23 protein-coding genes are annotated in these 18,253 nt (G+C 61.0%); 12 read left to right on the top strand and 11 right to left on the bottom strand.

Translation table 11 applies throughout. From position 1 onward, the window contains the following. Nucleotides 1–15: 15 nt before the first annotated feature. The 3 genes from EP165_RS17705 to EP165_RS17715 are packed head-to-tail and all read left to right on the top strand — an operon-like array spanning nt 16 to nt 2,169. Nucleotides 16–519: a DUF192 domain-containing protein gene (locus EP165_RS17705; RefSeq protein ID WP_127524174.1), complete on the top strand. Its 504-nt coding sequence runs from the start codon at nt 16–18 to the stop codon at nt 517–519. Nucleotides 520–547: 28 nt separating this feature from the next. Further along, nucleotides 548–1,303 (top strand): alpha/beta fold hydrolase, encoded by a 756-nt coding sequence (locus tag EP165_RS17710; protein ID WP_127524175.1) that lies wholly within the window; start codon nt 548–550, stop codon nt 1,301–1,303. Continuing rightward, complete coding sequence (locus tag EP165_RS17715) at nt 1,300–2,169, top strand: alpha/beta fold hydrolase (protein WP_127524176.1); 870 nt, start codon at nt 1,300–1,302, stop codon at nt 2,167–2,169. Before EP165_RS17710 ends, EP165_RS17715 begins: the two co-directional genes overlap by 4 nt. On the opposite strand, the gene EP165_RS17720 is transcribed toward EP165_RS17715, so the two are convergent. The 3 genes from EP165_RS17720 to EP165_RS17730 form a co-directional block, all read right to left on the bottom strand. Beyond that, on the bottom strand, nt 2,166–3,371 hold the full coding sequence (locus EP165_RS17720) for a winged helix-turn-helix domain-containing protein (RefSeq protein WP_127524177.1): 1,206 nt from the start codon (nt 3,369–3,371) through the stop codon (nt 2,166–2,168). The two genes, EP165_RS17715 and EP165_RS17720, sit on opposite strands and share 4 nt — an antisense overlap. 92 nt (nt 3,372–3,463) lie before the next feature. Further along, on the bottom strand, nt 3,464–5,608 hold the full coding sequence (locus EP165_RS17725; RefSeq protein ID WP_127524178.1) for a putative bifunctional diguanylate cyclase/phosphodiesterase: 2,145 nt from the start codon (nt 5,606–5,608) through the stop codon (nt 3,464–3,466). Nucleotides 5,609–5,706: 98 nt separating this feature from the next. Continuing rightward, entirely contained in the window at nt 5,707–6,507 is an 801-nt protein-coding gene (locus EP165_RS17730; RefSeq protein WP_127524179.1) for an enoyl-CoA hydratase-related protein, read from the bottom strand. A 128-nt stretch (nt 6,508–6,635) separates the two neighbouring features. Between EP165_RS17730 and cysE the strand changes: the two genes are divergently transcribed. Next, nucleotides 6,636–7,460 (top strand): serine O-acetyltransferase, encoded by an 825-nt coding sequence (gene cysE / locus EP165_RS17735; protein WP_127524180.1) that lies wholly within the window; start codon nt 6,636–6,638, stop codon nt 7,458–7,460. A gap of 84 nt (nt 7,461–7,544) precedes the next feature. Beyond that, entirely contained in the window at nt 7,545–7,754 is a 210-nt protein-coding gene (locus tag EP165_RS17740; protein ID WP_127524181.1) for a DUF3126 family protein, read from the top strand. Between the two features lie 6 nt (nt 7,755–7,760). Here EP165_RS17740 and EP165_RS17745 read toward each other — a convergent pair whose 3' ends face one another. After that, on the bottom strand, nt 7,761–8,489 hold the full coding sequence (locus EP165_RS17745; protein ID WP_127524182.1) for a hypothetical protein: 729 nt from the start codon (nt 8,487–8,489) through the stop codon (nt 7,761–7,763). Nucleotides 8,490–8,624: 135 nt separating this feature from the next. On the opposite strand from EP165_RS17745, the gene EP165_RS17750 reads away from it, so the two are divergent. Continuing rightward, nucleotides 8,625–9,152, top strand: a complete 528-nt coding sequence (locus EP165_RS17750; protein ID WP_127524183.1) for a gamma carbonic anhydrase family protein — start codon at nt 8,625–8,627, stop codon at nt 9,150–9,152. A 204-nt stretch (nt 9,153–9,356) separates the two neighbouring features. On the opposite strand, the gene EP165_RS17755 is transcribed toward EP165_RS17750, so the two are convergent. Together EP165_RS17755 and EP165_RS17760 are read right to left on the bottom strand one after the other, a co-directional pair. Then, the gene (locus EP165_RS17755; protein ID WP_127524184.1) at nt 9,357–9,959 is read right to left on the bottom strand and encodes a transglutaminase-like cysteine peptidase; all 603 of its coding nucleotides are present in this window, start codon (nt 9,957–9,959) and stop codon (nt 9,357–9,359) included. Between the two features lie 209 nt (nt 9,960–10,168). Continuing rightward, complete coding sequence (locus EP165_RS17760) at nt 10,169–10,891, bottom strand: helix-turn-helix transcriptional regulator (RefSeq protein WP_127524185.1); 723 nt, start codon at nt 10,889–10,891, stop codon at nt 10,169–10,171. 122 nt (nt 10,892–11,013) lie between these two features. Between EP165_RS17760 and EP165_RS17765 the strand changes: the two genes are divergently transcribed. Continuing rightward, nucleotides 11,014–11,373: a RidA family protein gene (locus tag EP165_RS17765; RefSeq protein ID WP_245440207.1), complete on the top strand. Its 360-nt coding sequence runs from the start codon at nt 11,014–11,016 to the stop codon at nt 11,371–11,373. A gap of 38 nt (nt 11,374–11,411) precedes the next feature. On the opposite strand, the gene EP165_RS17770 is transcribed toward EP165_RS17765, so the two are convergent. Together EP165_RS17770 and EP165_RS17775 are read right to left on the bottom strand one after the other, a co-directional pair. Continuing rightward, the gene (locus EP165_RS17770) at nt 11,412–12,017 is read right to left on the bottom strand and encodes a PilZ domain-containing protein (RefSeq protein ID WP_127524187.1); all 606 of its coding nucleotides are present in this window, start codon (nt 12,015–12,017) and stop codon (nt 11,412–11,414) included. A 122-nt stretch (nt 12,018–12,139) separates the two neighbouring features. Further along, nucleotides 12,140–12,760 carry a PAS domain-containing protein gene (locus EP165_RS17775; protein WP_127524188.1) on the bottom strand — a complete coding sequence of 207 codons (621 nt, stop codon included), beginning with the start codon at nt 12,758–12,760 and terminating at the stop codon, nt 12,140–12,142. 334 nt (nt 12,761–13,094) lie between these two features. On the opposite strand from EP165_RS17775, the gene EP165_RS17780 reads away from it, so the two are divergent. After that, entirely contained in the window at nt 13,095–13,829 is a 735-nt protein-coding gene (locus EP165_RS17780; protein WP_127524189.1) for a rhomboid family intramembrane serine protease, read from the top strand. A 74-nt stretch (nt 13,830–13,903) separates the two neighbouring features. After that, on the top strand, nt 13,904–14,335 hold the full coding sequence (locus EP165_RS17785; protein ID WP_127524190.1) for a CBS domain-containing protein: 432 nt from the start codon (nt 13,904–13,906) through the stop codon (nt 14,333–14,335). Between the two features lie 55 nt (nt 14,336–14,390). On the opposite strand, the gene EP165_RS17790 is transcribed toward EP165_RS17785, so the two are convergent. Together EP165_RS17790 and EP165_RS17795 are read right to left on the bottom strand one after the other, a co-directional pair. Further along, nucleotides 14,391–14,648, bottom strand: a complete 258-nt coding sequence (locus EP165_RS17790) for a YjhX family toxin (RefSeq protein WP_127524191.1) — start codon at nt 14,646–14,648, stop codon at nt 14,391–14,393. 205 nt (nt 14,649–14,853) lie between these two features. Then, nucleotides 14,854–15,129, bottom strand: coding sequence for a DUF6455 family protein (locus EP165_RS17795; protein ID WP_127524192.1), 276 nt, complete (start codon nt 15,127–15,129; stop codon nt 14,854–14,856). Nucleotides 15,130–15,276: 147 nt separating this feature from the next. On the opposite strand from EP165_RS17795, the gene gatB reads away from it, so the two are divergent. Both gatB and EP165_RS17805 read left to right on the top strand, forming a co-directional pair. Beyond that, a complete protein-coding gene (gene gatB, locus EP165_RS17800; protein ID WP_127524193.1) occupies nt 15,277–16,776 on the top strand; it encodes an Asp-tRNA(Asn)/Glu-tRNA(Gln) amidotransferase subunit GatB in 1,500 nt (499 codons plus the stop codon). 4 nt (nt 16,777–16,780) lie between these two features. Continuing rightward, nucleotides 16,781–17,272: a GNAT family N-acetyltransferase gene (locus EP165_RS17805; protein WP_127524194.1), complete on the top strand. Its 492-nt coding sequence runs from the start codon at nt 16,781–16,783 to the stop codon at nt 17,270–17,272. 3 nt (nt 17,273–17,275) lie between these two features. Here EP165_RS17805 and EP165_RS17810 read toward each other — a convergent pair whose 3' ends face one another. Next, complete coding sequence (locus EP165_RS17810; RefSeq protein ID WP_127524195.1) at nt 17,276–17,698, bottom strand: hypothetical protein; 423 nt, start codon at nt 17,696–17,698, stop codon at nt 17,276–17,278. Between the two features lie 34 nt (nt 17,699–17,732). Here EP165_RS17810 and EP165_RS17815 point away from each other — a divergent pair, with 34 nt between their 5' ends. Beyond that, entirely contained in the window at nt 17,733–18,236 is a 504-nt protein-coding gene (locus tag EP165_RS17815) for a GNAT family N-acetyltransferase (protein ID WP_127524196.1), read from the top strand. The last annotated feature ends 17 nt before the right edge of the window (nt 18,237–18,253 follow it).

An 18,253-nucleotide genomic window follows, 5' to 3' on the forward strand; every position in this document is an offset into this window, starting at 1 on the left:
CTCAGGGAGAGCCCCATGCGCCGGCTCGCGGCCTACCTCGCAATATTACCGTCCACTCTGCTTCTGGCGGCGTCGCTGTACGGAACGCTCGCCTTGGCGCAGGGCGGGCAGCCTATGCTGCTGCCGGTCGATCCCGCACCGCTGATCATCGAAACGCAGTCGGGCCCACGCAGCTTCTCGGTGGAGATTGCGGACGAGGGTTCGGAACGTGCGCGCGGGCTCATGTATCGCCAGAATCTGCCGGAAACGCGCGGCATGCTGTTCGTATTCGAAAACACGCGGCGTGTGGCATTCTGGATGAAGAACACACCCCTGCCGCTCGACCTCATCTTTATCGGTGAGGACGGGAAAGTGAGCACGGTCGGGCAGGGCGAACCGTTCTCGGAGGCGCCCATCGCCGCCGCCGGTCCGGTGCGTTTTGTGCTCGAAGTACACCAGGGCACCGCCGCAGGGCTCGGCGTTGCGCCGGGCGACAGGTTGCACCACCCGATAATCGACGCTATCGCAGAGGCCAGATAACCGTCATCTGCGGGAGCGTTACTTCGGAATGGAATCGTTTTCCAATGAGGGGTTCGATCTCGCATATCAGCAGAAGGGAGAGGGTGATCCGGTTCTTCTCCTGCACGGCTTCGGATCGAGTTCTTTCGTAAACTGGGTCAATCCCGGCTGGTTCAAGACACTGACGGAAGCAGGCTACCGCGTGATCGCGTTCGATCACCGCGGCCACGGTCAGTCGTCGCTCAGCTATGAGACCAGGGACTACACGCCAAGCCGCATGGCCGCCGATGCAGCTGCGCTGCTCGACCATCTCGAAATTCCCCGCGCGCACGTCATGGGATATTCGATGGGCGCCCGCGTTGCGGCGTTCATGGCACTGGAACATCCGAAGCATGTGGCCACGGTGATTTTCGGCGGCCTGGGCATCGGCATGGTGAAGGGGCTTGGCGACTGGGATCAAATCGCCGATGCGCTTCTGGCGACCGACCCGGCCACGATCACTCATCCGCGGGCGCAGATGTTTAGGGCATTTGCCGATCAGACCCGCAGCGACCGCCGGGCGCTCGCTGCATGCATTGAATCATCGCGCCAGCTCATTGCCCCGGACAGGATTGCCGAAATCGCACAGCCGGCGCTCGTTGCGGTCGGCACAACCGACGACATCGCCGGTGAGCCCGGGCCGCTGGCCGATCTCATGCCGAACGCCACGGCGTTTGCCATCGAGGGCCGCGATCATATGCAGTCGGTCGGCGACCGCAGCTTCAAGGCCCGCGTTCTCCAATTCCTGATGGAGCATCCCCTTTGATATCAAGACAGACACTGACATTCCAGGGTGCGGAGGGAAACGCACTCCGCGCCGATCTCTGGGATGGCGGTGGTCATCCGGTAATCTTTCTGCATGGCGGCGGCCAAACGCGCCGTGCCTGGGACAAGACTGCCCGTCAGGTTGCCGTCAATGGCATGCGCGCCATCACCGTCGATCTGCGAGGCCATGGCGAGAGCGCGTGGGTCGAGAGCGGCAATTACACCTTCATGGACTATGCCGGGGATGTCGCGGCAGTTGTTAGGCAGGTGGAAGCGAAATTCCACGCGCGCCCGTCCAATGTCGGCGCGTCTTTGGGCGGGCTTTCGTCACTGGCTGCGGAACTTCGTCTCGGGCCGTTGCTCGAAACGCTCGTTCTGGTGGACATCACGCCGCGCATGAACCCGGAGGGCGTGGCCAAGATCCAGGGCTTCATGGGCGAGAACATGGATGAAGGCTTCGCAACGCTCGAAGACGCGGCGGATGCCATTGCCGCCTATCTTCCGCACCGCAAGCGTCCTTCGTCGCTGGAAGGCCTGCGCAAGAATCTGCGGCACGGCGAGGACGGCCGCTACCGCTGGCATTGGGACCCCGAGTTTGTGCGCGGCGAGCGCAACATCAATCTGGGGGTAGCCGAGTTCATGGCACAGTTGCTCGACAATTTGCCCAAGCTGGTCATCCCATCGCTGCTGGTGCGCGGCATGCAGTCCGAGCTGGTTGGCGAAGAAGAAGCGCGCGAGTTCGTCGACCTCGCGCAGGCAGCCTCCTATGTCGACGTCAGCGGCGCCGGGCATATGGTCGCCGGGGACCGCAATGACGTGTTCTCCGAAGCTGTGCTCGAGTTTCTGACCGGGCGCGCAGCCGCCTAGTCGTCCGGGTGGTCGGCGCAGAACCAGCCCGGTTCGAAGCTGACCTGACTGACGCCTGAGAAGCGCCGCATCCGTTCGAGCTCCGCCTCGATGTCGTTGCGCAGCGCATTTGAGGCGCGCACGCCGGGTTCCTTCCAGAACGCCCTGACGGCAAGCACGTCCTGATCGCGGTTTGCCTTCATGTCGATACGGCCGACAATGCGGTCGCCGCGCATGACGGGAAAAACATAATAGCCATAGCGCCGCTTGGCTTCCGGCACGAAAATCTCGATCCGGTAGAAAAAGCCGAACAGCCGCTCGGTCCGGTTGCGGTTTCTGAGCAGCGGGTCGAACGGGCTGAGGATACGAACGCGGCTGGGCGGTTCTGGAATGCTGTCGAGAACGTTCTCGTGCTCGGCCAGGATAAAACTCGGTGCAGGCCGCCCGCCGGCCATCGTCTCGGCCTTGACCGGGATCAGCTCGCTTTTGTGGGCTCTGATCCATTCCTCGACATCTGCCGGAGACAGCAAGTCCCAAAACGCGGCGATTTCGCCGCGGCTGGCCATGCCGAGCCGCTTAAGGGCGTCGCGGCACGCCCAGTCGACGAATTCGTCGTGGTCTACCCGCCTTGTCCAGTGTTCGGCCGGTATCACCCGTTCGGAAAGGTCATAGACTTTCTGAAAGCCTTCGCGGCGGGTGATCGCCAGTTCGCCCGTCTGCCAGAGATATTCGAGCGCCGCCTTGGCCGGATGCCAGTCCCACCAGCCGGTGTTGGGCTTGTCGCCTTCGAAATCGCGCGCCATCGCCGGTCCCTTCACCGCCACACGTTCGCGCACGGCGTCTATGTCGCGGTCGAAACCTTCATTGTTGAAATGGCCTCTCCAGCGTTCGCGCAACCGCGCCTTCTGCTTTTCGAAGCGATGCCGCCAATAGGGGAAAAACGCCGACGGGATGATCGAGGCGTCATGCGTCCAGTTTTCAAACAGGAGCCGGTCTTTCTCGATCAGCGCGGAGAGATGGCTCTTGCGGTAGGTCTGGCTGCGCGAGAACAGGATATGGTGATGCGCACGTTCGACGACCTGGATGCTGTCGACCTGTACGTAGCCCAGGCCGGTGATGGCGTCCGCCAGCCCGTCCTTGCCGAGCATGCGGCCGGGATCTCGGCAAAGCCCCTGTCTGGAAATGAACAGACGCCGTGCGTCCGCATTTGAGATCATGCGCATGAGCGATCCCTGAAGGATTCGGATATCGGATTTCCACCCGAATCCTGCGGGGATTTCAATGTGCGCGCCGCGGGGCTCCTGACAGTGCGGTGTCAGGCAATGTTGCGAATTTTGGTCTGTACGGCTGTTGCCTTGACGGATTTCGTGTTGCGCCGCGCCGCAGGGAAGGACGGTTTGGGTTGATTGGCATCCGTCCGATCACCGCCCGCGGTCTTTGCAGCCGCGTCGAATACCCGGTGAACGTCCTCGACCTTGAGCGGGCGGCTGAACAGATATCCCTGGGCCTCGTCGCAGCCCTGCTCGGAAAGGAATGCAAGGTGAGCTTCCTTCTCCACGCCTTCCGCAAGTACGGGAATATTGAGGCTGTCGGCCAGAATGATCGTCGACCGGACAATGGCGCTCGCCTGTTCGCTGGTGCCGAGATCGCTGATGAAAGACTTGTCGATCTTGATTTTGTCGAACGGGAACGCCCGCAAGGTGGAGAGGGACGAATAGCCCTGGCCATAATCGTCCATAGCGATCTTCACGCCCATCGACTTCAGCTGGCGGATGATGTGTAGCGCAACCTGCTGGTCGTTGATGATGCTGGATTCGGTGATTTCGAGTTCCAGCCGTGTGGGTGAAAGACCGGTTTCGAGAAGGATCTCGTGGACGATCTGTGGCAGGTTCGATTGCAGTATCTGCGCCGAGGCGACGTTCACAGCCACCTTGTACGATTTTGGCCAGCTAGCCGCTTCCCGGCACGCTTCCCTCAACACCCATTCGCCAATGGGTACGATAAGCCCTGTTTCTTCTGCGATGCCGATGAAGTCGTTCGGGCCGACCAGCCCGCGCTCGCTGTGGTTCCAGCGCACGAGCGCCTCGAAGCCGACGATCCCGCGCGCCGCGACATCCACCTGCGGCTGGTAGTGGAGCTCCAGCTCGCCCCTCTCGACGGCGTGGCGCAGCTCCAGCGCGAGGGCGCTTTTCTCGCGGTTCGATTCATCCATTGATGCTTCATAGAAACAAACCTTGTCCGATGCCGACTGTTTGGCCCGGTACATTGCCAGGTCCGCACGTCCGGTCAGTGCGTCGGGCACAAGACCGTCTTGAGGGAAAAGGCTGACGCCGATGCTGGCGCCGACGGTCAGGATGCGACCTTCGTGCGGGATCGGTTTATTGATTTCGTCGTAGATATGCTCGGCGAATTGCTTTGCTTCTTCCCGCGAATAGATTGCGTCGCATACGGCAACGAACTCATCGCCGCCAACACGCGCAACGAATGCGTTGGAGGGCAAATTTTCCGAAAGCCGCTCTGCGACCTCACGCAGGACCGCATCGCCGGCGGCGTGCCCATGCACATCGTTGACATCCTTGAACCGGTCGAGGTCGATAGCCGCGATCGCGATCGTCTGCGATCCCTTCGACGCGTCCGAAATCAGCGCCTGCAGCCTGCCGGCGAGATGCGGCCTGTTGGGCAGGCCGGTGACGGCGTCATGCAACGCCATGCGGCGCAGTGTCTGCACCGACTCTTCGTCGCGCTGCAGATCGATCAGATAGCTCGACACGGCCGTCATCAGGATCAGCACGATCACCGTAACCACCGCGACCACGAGCATGGAGCTGGAAACCATACCCTCCGGTACCGCGACTGTGGAATTCGGTGTGACGATAACCGATCCCATGGCGGTGAAATGCATGGTCGCAATTCCGAGAATGAGTGCGACCGAGCTGCCATATTTGCAGAAACGGGTTACCGGGCGTGCGAGACGGTTGAATGTCAGCGCGCCGAAGAAACAGCCGAATATGACCGATGCGACCGCGAGCGTTGGGTCGAAGGTCACCGTGCCGGCAACGCGAAATGCCATCATGCCGGTAAAGTGCATGACAGCGATCCCAAGCCCGAAGAGGGCACCGCCGATTTCGATTCCCGGGCCGCGCGTGCCTGCTGCAATTGCCTGTCCCGAAAACGCAAAACCCATGGCAAGAAGCAGCGAAACCAGGGTGCCCATCGGCTCATAGGCATGCTCGATGCCGGGCGAATAACCGAGCATCGCCAGGAAATGCGTCGTCCAGACCACCGAGCCGGCGACCAGCGACGACAGGAACATCCACAAGATGCGGTGATGGCCGATGGTTCGGCTGACCCGCCCGAAGAGACGGGTTGCGATAAAGGAGCCCAGAACGCAGACGGATACCGCCAGAGCGAGATAGCGGTAGTCATGCTGGTAGATGATGCAATTTAGGACGCTGTACATTGGTCGATCTCGGTTGCAGGCCTCTAGCTTCCGAAATAACGACCAATGATTGCATAATGCGTCGGTTCAATTGCTGGGTTGGTTAGCGCGGCGTTAATCTACCTGCCTTGAAATCGCGGTTCTCTGCGCTGCCTGAAGGCAAGCCGGCCTTCTTCATAGTCGGCGCTGTCGAATGTCGCGGCGCCAAGCGCCTGAGCGTCTTCTGCGTCAGACGGGTTGCCGCTGAGCACCGCGCGGATCGCGGCTTTTGACGCTTTGACCGATAGCGGAGCTGCACGAGCGATGGTCTCGGCTATCTCCGCGGCCCTCGCGTCTACGGCGTTGGCGGGCAGAATTTCGGCCAGAAACCCGATCCGCAAGGCTTCGGCTGCAGACAGGCGCGTAGCGCTGAAGGTAAGGTATTTCGCGAATTGCGGTCCGCAGGCGTGGACGATGTCGGCCATCGCGTCATGCGGATAGGCAAGCCCGAGCCGCGCCGCCGGCACCGAAAAGTGCGCATCGTTGCTTGCCAGCCTTATGTCGCAGGCTGCCGCTATGCCGAACCCGCCGCCGAAACAGATGCCGCTGATCGCGGCCACGGTAGGGATGGGCGAATTCCGGATTGCCGCGAAAGCTTCGGAGTTTGCGTTTTCGTAGGCGCGCGCGGTTTCGGTATCGCGCCGGACAGTATCGAACTCGCCGATGTCGGCTCCGGCGCAGAAATCCTCGCCGGTGCCGCCGATCAGAACCACACGAACGCCAGGATCGGAGCATGCCCGCTCCATGCGCTCAGTAAGGCCGCGCCACATCGTTTGGCTGAGTGCGTTGCGTTTGTCGGGCCGGTCGATTGTGACCCTGGCAACATGGTTCGCTATCTCAAGTTTGATGCTGCCGTCTTGCGCGGCCCCGGTATCGGGCATGTTCAATTCCGTTTGATCGCCGTTAAGGAAAATACGGTTCATCTCTATATGTCGATCAATTATGCTGCGCCACAACGATCCCCGCCGTCTGCGGGATGCTGATTGCGCGCATCGAACAGGAGAATGAGATGAGCCCCCAAAGCGCAGCAAGGTCGGACCGCGTCCAGCCTGTCGATCCGATCTGGCGTTCGATCCGCGATGAAGCGCAGGACGCCATCGAGAACGACCCCATTCTCGCGGCGTTCCTGTATTCGGCGATCCTCAATCAGAATTCGCTTGAAGACGCCGTCATCCACCGCATCTCCGAGCGGCTCGACCATTCGGACATGAACGCCGATCTGATACGGCAGGCGTTCCAGGCTATGCTTGCCGACGAGCCGGAATGGAGCTCGGTCGTGCGTGTCGACATTCAGGCGGTCTACGATCGCGATCCCGCATGCGACCGCTTCATGATGCCGGTGCTTTATTTCAAGGGCTTCCACGCATTGCAGACCCACCGCCTGGCGCACTGGATGTGGAACAATGGCCGCAGGGACTTTGCGCTCTATCTGCAAAGCCGTTCCTCCAGCGTGTTCCAGACTGACATCAACCCGGCCGCCAGGATCGGCAAGGGCATTTTCATCGACCATGCGACCGGCCTGGTGGTCGGCGAAACGGCGACGGTCGGCGACAACGTGTCGATCCTTCAGAACGTCACGCTCGGCGGCACAGGCAAGACAGCGGGCGACAGGCACCCGAAGATTCGCGACGGCGTGTTGATCGGTTCCGGCGCAAAGATCCTCGGCAATATCGAGATCGGCCACTGCACCAAGGTGGCTGCGGGCTCGGTCGTGCTGAAATCGGTACCCAACAACAAGACCGTTGCCGGCGTACCTGCGCGCATTGTGGGCGAGGCGGGCTGCGATGAGCCATCGCGCATGATGGACCAGCTTCTGGCCGGTATCGGCGAATAGCCCGTCCGCACTTTACATTCGTATCGGGGCCGTGCCAGAAGCGCACGGCCTTTTACGTTTTGCGGCCGAACCGGAGAATAGAGATTGAAGCCCGAGGAAATCAGGAAACTCGACGCCTATTTCAAGCGCACATTTGCCAATCCGAGCCTTGAGGTGAAGGCACGGCCGCGCAAGGACGATTCCTGCGAGCTCTATGTCGGCGACGAATTCCTCGGCATTATCTTCAAGGACGAAGACGAGGGCGAACTGTCCTATAACTTCTCGATGGCGATTCTGGATATCGACCTCGACTAGGCGCCCTCAGCTACCGGTCCGCAGAAACTCCTGCATTTTGCCGAGAACCTCGGCGTCGAGCTTGTGCCATTCGCCAAGCAGTTTTGCCGGAAACCTGTAAGTCAGGCTCAATTCGTCACCGAAGTGAACGTCGCGCTCGCACGGTGCGAGCGATTCCGCCGCGACCTGTCCGGTCAGGCAGCGTGCCACGAAGGGACGCCCGTCTACCCCGTCGCCAACCATCAGTATCTCGTTCATATAGCCTGAGCTTTCGGCGAAGCGGTATGAGCGCAGGCCGGCAATGGCTGGCGTGCCTGGCAGATCGATCAGGCGGCGGTAGATCGGATCGAATCGGTCTGACATATCCCGTGACATTGCCTGTGTCTCGAGCGCGAGAAACAGGATGCGCCGGCTGCCGCCGCGGTGGTTGAAATCGTCCCGTGAACCGGTGCTGTAGCCGGCCAGGTCCGGCCAGCGCATGTAAAGGTCGAGCCGGCGCGCTTCCCCGCCGGCGCGCTGTTTTTCGAAACGGATGAAGTTGGCCGGAACGGAGAGAACGTTGTTGCCGATAACGGTCTCGACAACTTGTGCGTTGTCGGTGTGTCCGACCGTCGAGATCGTGTCGCCGAGCAGCCGCCCCGCAATGCTGATCAGGACCGAAAACGCGGCCAGTGCGAGGAGAATGTAGAAGATCCTGAGAGCCAGCCGCGAATGGCTTTCGCTCGGCAGCTCAGCAGTTGAGGACGGATGGGACATGATCGTTGATCGTGCATACGGGAACGCTGCGGCAAGCTTGGAGAATTATGGTAAATGCCCGGTAAATATTCCCAACGAACGGTTGTCCCGGCGGCGTTGCCGTATATGACCAAGCGGAAATCGTAGGAGTTGCCGATGCCGATCTATGCAATCGACGGAATTGCCCCGGAGTTTTCCGACCGTACCAGCACATGGGTGGCGCCCGACGCCGATATTATCGGCCGCGTCAGGCTGGGCCGCGACTGCGGTATCTGGTTCGGAGCCGTGCTGCGCGGCGACAACGAGCCGATTGTGATCGGTGACGAAACCAATGTGCAGGAGCACACCGTCATGCACACCGACCCGAGCTTTCCTCTCACGATCGGCAAAGGCTGTACGATCGGCCACCGGGCAATCCTCCACGGCTGTACGATCGGCGACAACTCGCTGGTCGGCATGGGCGCAATCATTCTGAACGGCGCCGAGATCGGCCCGAACTCGCTTGTGGGCGCCGGTGCGCTTGTCACCGAGGGCAAGAAGTTTCCGGCCGGCAGCCTCATCGTTGGCTCGCCGGCCAGGGTCGCGCGCGAGCTCGATGAGGCGGCTATGGAATCGCTCCGCAGATCCGCCGGTCATTACGTGCGCAACGCGCGTCGTTTCATGGCCGGTCTCACGCCCGCCTGACATCAGCTTCCGAAAAGGGTGGAGCCGGCCCCGGGGAAGGGCCGGCTCCTCAGACCCGGTCGTTGGGGACGGGGAGGGTGGGGACTCGACCGGGCTGGCCGTCGGGCGCAGCGTGCCGGTCCCCGACCGTGTTCCGCGCCCGCATATTCCGTGTCCCTAACTGGTGCCGCATGACCCCGTCATCGGCCGGCACCAGCAAATGCGTCAGTTGCTGCGGACCGAACCCACCGCCACCTGACGGGCGTCTTCAATCGAGACCCAGACACCGGAGTTCTGGTCCGATTGACGTTTCAGATAGCGGTATTCCGTATCGGTCCAGGCCAGAACGCGCGGCTCCAGATTGTCGAGCACGAAGTCGCCGAGGCTGGTGCGGGCCGTCAGCACGGCGTGCCCGTCTCCATTGGGCTGCCGAACCACGGTGATCATCAGGTTGCCTGCCGGGATGCCGGCTTTCATCAGCAGGCGGCGCTTTTCAAGCACGTAGTCTTCGCAGTCGCCGATACCCTTGGTCGGATAGCTCCAGCGCTCCTCGACGCCCCAGATTTCCCGGTCGGTGCGCGGTGCCACCATCGTGTTGACCAGATTGTTGACGTCGACGATCTTGGCCCACAGCTTGCGCGTCAGTTCCACCGGCTGGCGCGCCTGTGTGACTTGCCGGCATTCGACCGGAACCTGCTGACAGAATTCATAATGGCCGACAGGTTGCGTCGTACGTCCAGTCGACACCATGAACGAGTTCGCCGACGCGATTTGCGGCGCCAGCGCGAGTGCGGCTGCAGAAAGCAGAATCTTGATTTTGTGTCCCATTGTGTTGTCTCCCCGTTTGACAGCACAATGGCATGGCCGGATTTATTCGGCGCAAAAATGCAAGTATAGATTATCCGAAATACAAGTACAAATTAAAGTAAAATCGAAAATATATTTGATTATATTTTAATTTATATTTGAATTGAATTTATCTAAAATTTGAACGAATTTGCCCCGGCGCCCGGCCGGGTCTCTCCCGGCAGAATGCGCTATCGGCGTGGCAAGTCGCGATAAGGGCACACGTCATTCTCGAAGGGCACGCGGCGGCGCCGGAAAGCCGGCCCTTCGAGACATTCGGGCCCGCTGATTCTGTCCATCCGGAAATGCCGGAAATCCCCGCGTTCCGGATCCCAGGCGACCAGATACCATAATGGCGGCAGGATCAGCATTGCCTGCGGCTCGACATCGCGGCCGGTTTCGGCGCCGTTGGCGTCGCGGTATCGGAACCGCAGCCGCTGCCGCTGCAGAAACGCTGTTTCGAAGGCAAACAGCAGCTCAGGGTCCATTGTGCCCATGTCCGACAAATCCTGCAGCGGCGAAAGTTGCCCGACATGCAGGCAGTCCAGAAACCGGCGCAAATCCCGCACCTTGTCGGGCGGCAGGGCCTTTTCGATCTTGGCGAGACCCGCGTCTGCGAAATCCGAAAACGGAAGGATGCGGGCTGCACGCATTGCGGCGACGCTAATGAGAAGCGCAAACACCTCGGCGACCGAAAGCCGTGCCGTGGTCAGGACCGAATGCGGGTCAAGTTGCAATCCGCCGCCACGGCCGCTCTCCGAATGGATGCTGAACCCCTGATCGCGCAAGGCCGCGATGTCGCGCAACACCGTGCGCCTCGAAGCGTGAACTTCCCTTGCAAGCCCGTCGACGGTCATGGTTCCGTTGCGGCGAAGGCTGCGCACGATCGCATCGTGGCGGAGGCGGATGTTCATTGTCAGGCCCTGGAACGATTGGTGACAGAAAACGGCACCGTTTCATCCTAAGCGGGCTGCACGCACGCCAACAAGGAGAATTCGCGATGCAGCGCACAGCCGTAAATCCGTGGAACTGGTCATTGAAGCTCGGCTACAATCAGGCCGAACTTGTCGAAAGTCCGTCGCGTTATCTTGTATGCGCGGGTCAAACCGCTGTGGACGGTGAGGGCAGTCCACGGCATGCGGGCGACATGCGCGGCCAGATCGGACTGGCGCTGGACAATCTGGAAGCGGTACTTGGTGCGGCCGGTATGGGGCTGGCAAATGTTGTCCGGCTCGGTGTTTTCACCACCGATGTGGATGAGGCCCTGAAGAACTTTGATTTGTTAGGGGAACGCTTCGGCTCAATTCAATGTGCGCCGCCCATGACGTTGCTGGGCGTAACCAGGCTTGCAATGCCGGGACTGCTGTTCGAGATCGAAGCGACGGCTGCTGCCTGAGCCGGCGTCAGGACGTGCCAAATAGCCCTGCGGAACGGCTAGTTGAACTCTTCTTCCAGGGTTTCCAGGCGCTGCAGGCTGGCGAATTCGATTGCCACCCCGTCGGCGAAGTGGCGCACCACACGGCCGCGGATCGAACCAAGCATGATCTCTGTGCCGATTTCCGGCTTGGTCTCGATTTCGAGGCCGGCACCGGAAAGCGAAAGATCGGCGATGCGGCACTGATACTGCCGTCCATCCGTGAGTTTCAGCACGTTGCGCGGGTTGCGCGGCTGCAGGCGCTCATGGCGCCGGTCTTCCGGCAGGTCGAGCTCGTGTTTGTTTGCAAGCCAGGTCAGCTGCGCAGCCAGCTTGTCGCGCTTGCCTTCCGAGGCGTTCACCGTCATGGCGAAACCGCCTTGCAGGCGGCGCGTCACGACACCTTCAATGCGTCCGATATGGTCGAGGTAAGCGATCACCCGTTCGCCGGTCACCGCAAGTCGGTCGGCGCGCAAGGCAACGTTGCCCGGTGACATATCGATCACCTGGCAGGCATGTTCGGTTCTGTCTTCGAGCATGAAGCGGCCGTAGAGCTTGACCGGAACTCGCTGGAAGTTCCGTCTCTCGGCCCGGGAAGACGCAAGATCGGGTGCTGGTGACGCCATTAACGATCACGTCCTGGTTTGCTTATTGTTCGCCGTGACGATCAGGTCCGCAACCTTAGGCGCCGATGGGTTAACAAGCGGTAATTTCAGGACGAAAATCGCGCGGCAGGATATTGCACGGGCTAATTTTCGCGCCCGCCCTCAAGCACGAGGAGATGGCCGACGCGCCGGCCCTGATCACCTGCCACGGCGTCTTCGGGCGAAAGTGGAGGCACTCTCACCTCCGGCCTGTTGTTGAGGAACAGCGAATCGACGGACGGGTCGATAATGCGAAGTGATTCTATCCGGCATTGTGCAACCGGATCGGCGCCAAGCCAGAATGGCTTTTCGAGCGGGGAAATGGCGCCGAGGGCTCTCAATCTGCCTCCGCCGCCGTCGAGCGGCAGCACCAGCAGCTCGAATGAGTTGGTGCGCCCGCCGTGGCTGACGCCCACAAAGCTGACGACAACGACATTGTTCAGTCGGAAGGCTCCCTGGATGAGCCGTTCCAGAACGCGGCGGTCTTTGTCGGCCCAGTTGGCCGTAAATACGCTACCCTTCAGTTCGCGTCCGAAAATCGCGCAAAGCCGGGTGCCGGCAAGGCGGTAGGACGCTTCCCCTTCGTGGTTCTGTTCCAGGATGAACGTGTCGGCCAGGATCGACTTGATGTCAGCCGGTTCGATATCCGTCCTGTGCGGGGCTTCGCGTTCGCCCCGCAGCCGGTCCCAGTACTGGAACAGTGAAACTGTACCCTCATGCTTCATTCTGCGGCTTTCCCTGCGCCTTCTGAACTGTGCCAACATGGGACAATCGCCGCCCGATGCGTGGCTAAGATCAGACCCATGCACGGGTCGTGCCAGTCGCGTTTAAGGTTTTTCACAACTGTCCGGTGCGTTAGGGTTAACGATTGGTTTCGCTTGCCGGGCATTCGCGAAATGGGCAATTTGCGGTCAGGCCGCGCGGGGACATAACGCGGAAATTCTTCGGGAACTGGGGATTGAGCGGGGGCTCGACCAAGCCGTTCAGGGGCAACCCTGAGCGGCTTTTCTTTTGCCGCCGAGTCGTGCCTCTATAAGGCCAGACTTTGGAGCGCCGGCGTTGAGACAGCACGAAAACGACGAATTGACCGAAGAGACCGCGGACCGGCCGCGCGAACCGGTTTTCAATCTTGCGCCGGCGGTGGTGGTGATCGCGGCCGCATGCGTCGCCATCCATGTTCTGAGCGCGCATGTCCTGAGCATGACGGCCTATGTCTGGCTGATCGAGAATTTCGCCTTTATCCCGGTTCGTTACTCTGGCGTTTTTCCGTTTACATGGGCCTGGCTCGTGAGCCCCTTATCCTATTCGCTGCTTCACGGCGGATATGCGCATCTCATCATAAACATGATCTGGCTGGCCGCTTTCGGGTCGCCGCTCGCCAATCGCATCGGAACAGCCCGGTTCCTTGCGTTCTGGGCCGCGACGGCGCTCGGTGCGGTTGCGCTGCATTACGTGCTCCATTCCGGCGAGGTCATACCACTGGTCGGTGCTTCCGGCGCGATTTCGGGCATGATGGGTGCTGCCGCGCGGTTTGCGTTCCGTATCGACCGGCGCATGGAGAAGCCGGCCTTCGCAGGCGAGGTTTTGCCCATACCGCGTGTACTTTCCTCCCGTCCTGCCGTCACCTTTCTTCTGGTGTGGTTCATCATCAACTTTGCGACCGGCATGGGGTTCGACGCACCCGGCGTGTCGGCGCAGATTGCCTGGGAAGCTCATATCGGCGGTTTCCTGGTCGGCTTCCTTGCCATTCGCCTCTTCGATCGCGGGGCGGCTGGACCAGCGCGGAGCGCTTGAAAAGAAGCCGATGTGAGCGCACCATATCGGTTGTCGGGGCTGGGGAGAGCACTGGCACGAGACAGGAGGATGCAATGACGGTGAAGGCAATACTGGACGCCAAGGGTCACGACGTAATGACCATCGGGCCTGACAGCACGCTCGCCGATGCGACGAAACTGTTGTCAAAGCACCGAATCGGCGCGCTCGTTGTGACCAAGGGCGACAACCGGATTGCCGGAATTCTGTCGGAGCGCGACATCGTGCGCATCGTCGGCGAAAAGGGGGCGTCTGCACTCGCCCAGCCCGTATCGGCAGCTATGACGTCGAGCGTGAAAATCTGCCACGAAAACAACACGGCGATGGAACTCATGGAAATCATGACGCAGGGTCGTTTCCGCCATCTGCCGGTTGAAAAGGCCGGCAAACTCGACGGAATCATTTCCATTGGCGATGTGGTGAAGCTTCGCATCGAGGAAGTTCTTCGCGAGGCTGAGGACATCAAGAGCTACATCGCGACCGCTTGAGACTGACCCGAGGCGGAGGCGGCCGGAGCGACTGCCCCGGCCGGCCGGTCATCGTTCAGCGGTTGTCTGGCCGTGCGCGCACAAGCGCCAGCCCCCTTCGCGTGACGCGGTAGGGCCCGCTATTGGCAGAAGCGATGCATTTGCGCCGTTTCAGTTTGCGAAACAGCGCCATATCGAGTTCGGGAAACAGCCAGCCGTCGCGTGTAATGCACGCCACTTCGGCAATGCGTCCTTTTTCATTGCGTTCGATTTCGATACGCCCGCCCTGGGCAAGCAGGTGGAGAATGCGCTGTTCAGCGCGCGAAATGTCCATTGTTCGGAAAAGTCCCGGAAAACCTGGCCGGTTGGCCAACAGAAAAACCCGCGTCCGCTGTGAATGCGGCGCGGCGTTCTGGTTTTCAGCCCTGCCTCAATGAGGTCAGGGCTTCAGCGGGTCTCGCTCGAAAGGTACATAAAAGCTCCGTAGTGCGGCCGGGTTAACAAGCTTCGGCGGCGCGCACTAGTGCATGGAAGGCACATCAGGCGGTTTCGGCCTCGGCCTGCCGTTTCAGCCGGGCAAAAAGGTCGTGATTGCGGCAATAGGCCGGGGCCTCGACCGCTTGGTCATGTCCGTCGAGCCAGGTCGAACACGCCTCAACTTTGCCGCAGCCCAGGCAACGTGCAGAGGCACGCCGCAAGACTTCGCCCCGGTTCGGCAGATCGGCGAACCCCTTCTTGACGTCGAGCGTGCGCATCATGCGCTCCATCAATATGGAACGCCGGCGGATCTTGTCGAAAAAAGCAAAAACGCCCATGCGGTGTCTCCTTCCCGGTTTCGGAGGGGATTCTGGGCTGCGGGGCAGGCGTGCGCCTTGACCTGGATCAAGCAGCCTAACTTGCCAGCAAGCGGCACTTGGGCTAGCGACAGGCTCAAGAAATCCACCGTTCCGCGCCGAGACATCATGACCATCGTCGACACCCGCCAGCCCGATCCGAAACGCTTCATTTCCGGCGCCACCGGCGATTGGGAAATCATCGTCGGAATGGAGGTGCACGCGCAGGTGACGTCGGAGGCAAAGTTGTTTTCCGGCGCTTCCACATCGTTCGGTGCCGAACCCAACGACAATGTCAGTCTGGTCGATGCCGCGATGCCCGGCATGCTGCCCGTGATCAACGAGGAGTGCGTGCGCCAGGCGATCCGTACCGGGTTGGGGCTGAAGGCGCGGATCAACCACCGCTCAGTGTTCGACCGGAAGAACTATTTTTATCCCGATCTGCCCCAAGGCTATCAGATTTCGCAGTACCAGCAGCCGATTGTGGGCGAGGGTATCGTGAAAGTGTCTGTCGGCCCCGACCGTCAGGGCAATTTCGAGGAGATCGAAGTCGGTGTCGAGCGCCTGCATTTGGAGCAGGACGCCGGCAAATCGATACACGATCAGCACCCCACCATGTCCTACGTCGATCTGAACCGTTCGGGTGTGGCCCTGATGGAGATCGTCTCGAAACCGGACATCCGCTCAGCCGACGAGGCCAAGGCTTATCTCACCAAGCTGCGCACCATTCTGCGCTATCTCGGCACATGCGACGGCAATATGGACGAAGGCTCCATGCGTGCCGATGTGAATGTTTCGGTGCGCAAACCCGGAGGCGAATTCGGCACGCGCTGCGAGATCAAGAACGTGAATTCCATCCGCTTCGTCGGTCAGGCAATCGAATCGGAAGCCCGGCGCCAGATCGCGATCCTGGAGGACGGCGGCTCGATCGATCAGGAAACGCGGCTGTTCGACCCTGCAAAGGGTGAGACGCGTTCCATGCGCTCCAAGGAAGAAGCGCATGACTACCGCTATTTCCCCGACCCGGATCTTCTGCCGCTCGAATTCGACCAGGCCTATGTCGACGAACTCGCCAAGGATCTGCCGGAACTGCCCGACGACAAGAAGGAACGGCTCGTCTCCGCGCTTGGCCTGTCGGCCTATGACGCATCGGTTCTCGTGTCGGAAAAGGCGATTGCCGATTTCTACGAGAAGGTCGCGGCCGGCCGCGACGGCAAGATGGCGGCCAACTGGGTGATCAACGACCTGCTCGGTGCATTGAACAAATCCGGTGAGGACATTGAATCGACTCCGGTTTCGCCCGACCAGCTCGGGGCCATTATCGATCTGATCAAGGAAGGCACGATCTCCGGCAAGATCGCAAAGGACCTGTTCGAGATCGTCTGGAACGAGGGCGGCGACCCGGCGAAGCTGGTCGAAGAGCGCGGCATGAAGCAGGTCACCGACACCGGCGCCATCGAAAAGGCGGTGGACGAGGTGATCGCGGCGAACCCGGACAAGGTTGCGCAGGCCAAGGAAAAGCCGACGCTCGCCGGCTGGTTTGTCGGCCAGGTGATGAAGGCGACCGGCGGCAAGGCCAATCCGCAAGCCGTCAACGACCTCGTCAACGCGAAGCTCGGCATCGAGTAGCGCCATGGCAAAGGTGCGCCACATGACCGGCGAAGATGCAGCTGATGTCGCTGCGCTGCTGGCCGGGTCGTGGCAACGCACCTATGCGCCGTTGATCGGGGCGGAAAAAGTCGCTGCCGAGGTCGCCGATTTCACTTCCGAACGCATCGCAAGCGATCTCAAACGCCCGCATTCGGAGTCCTTCGTCGCGGTTGCCGATGACGGCGCAATCGTCGGCTACGCCTATGCCATTGTCGAAAAGGGTGTGCTCTGGCTCGACAAGCTGCACCTCCTGCCGGAACAGCAGGGCAGCGGGATCGCATCGGCACTTTTACAGGCGGTCATGGTGAATTATGTCGGCGAGCCTTCGATTTCGCTCGAAGTGATCGAAGGCAACGACCGCGCCATCGCCTTCTACGAAAAGAACGGCTTCATGCCAGTGGAACGCAAGAGCGCCTGCGGCAGCATTCAGGGCGTGCCGACGCTTGTCATGCGCCGCCCGTTGCCGCGCGCCTGAAGATCATTCGATCGCGACCGAATTGCCCTCATTGTCCCACATGCGCACTGCCGCGCATTCCATGAGATAGGGATAGCGCTCGCGGTCGCATTTGATCGCAATCGCGGCCTCCAGCGCATCGCGGTCGTTCCAGCCGCACAGATAATCGTGAGAGTGAAAGCCTTCCTGGTTCTGCACGAAGAGGTCGGCGCTCCAGCCGGAGGGGTAGCACCAGCGCACACGGTAGCAATCGCCGGCTTCGCCTGCCTCGGCCTTGCATTGTTCGCGCGCGCAGGCGAACGCCTTGTCCAGATTGTCGGCAAAACACACGCCGCCGCCCATTTCGGGCGCTTCGACTATGGCGATGCCCGCCGGGCCGTCCTGGGCGTTGGCTGCAAGTGCTGAGGAGCATGCAAAAATCAGGGCAGGAATGGCATGTCTGAACATGGTCGGTTTCTATCCATCGCGGTAAATTGCGCTCATGCTAGAGCCTGTGGCGAGGGATGTGAACGTGCAATCGAAGCTCGTCGTCAGGCGGGCCGCCCGCGCAGACCTTGCCGCTATCGTCGCGCTGTTTGCCGACGATGCGATGGGTGGCCATGGTGACACCACCGACCCGCATTGCTTTCCGGCTTATGAGGCGGCGTTCGCGCAGATCGAAGCGAGCGCCAACGACCGGCTTTATGTCGCCGAACTCGGCGGCGAAATCGCCGGCACATTTCAGACCACGCTGACGCCGGGGCTGACCGGCCGCGGCAGGCCGGTATTCACCATCGAGTCCGTGCAGACGCGGGCCGATTTGCGCGGGCAGGGCATCGGTGCCGCCATGATCGCTTTCGCGATCGAGCGGGCGCGGGAGGCTGGTGCACGGCTGGTGCAGCTGTCTTCCAACGCAGCCAGAACCGATGCCCACCGCTTCTACAAGCGCTGCGGGTTCGTTCAGAGCCATGTCGCCTTCAAGATGAAGCTGCTCGCGGATAGTTGACCGGCAACGGCTACCGC

The sequence above is a fragment of the Mesorhizobium sp. Z1-4 genome (assembly GCF_004000235.1).
Classification (GTDB): Bacteria; Pseudomonadota; Alphaproteobacteria; order Rhizobiales; family Rhizobiaceae; genus RCIO01.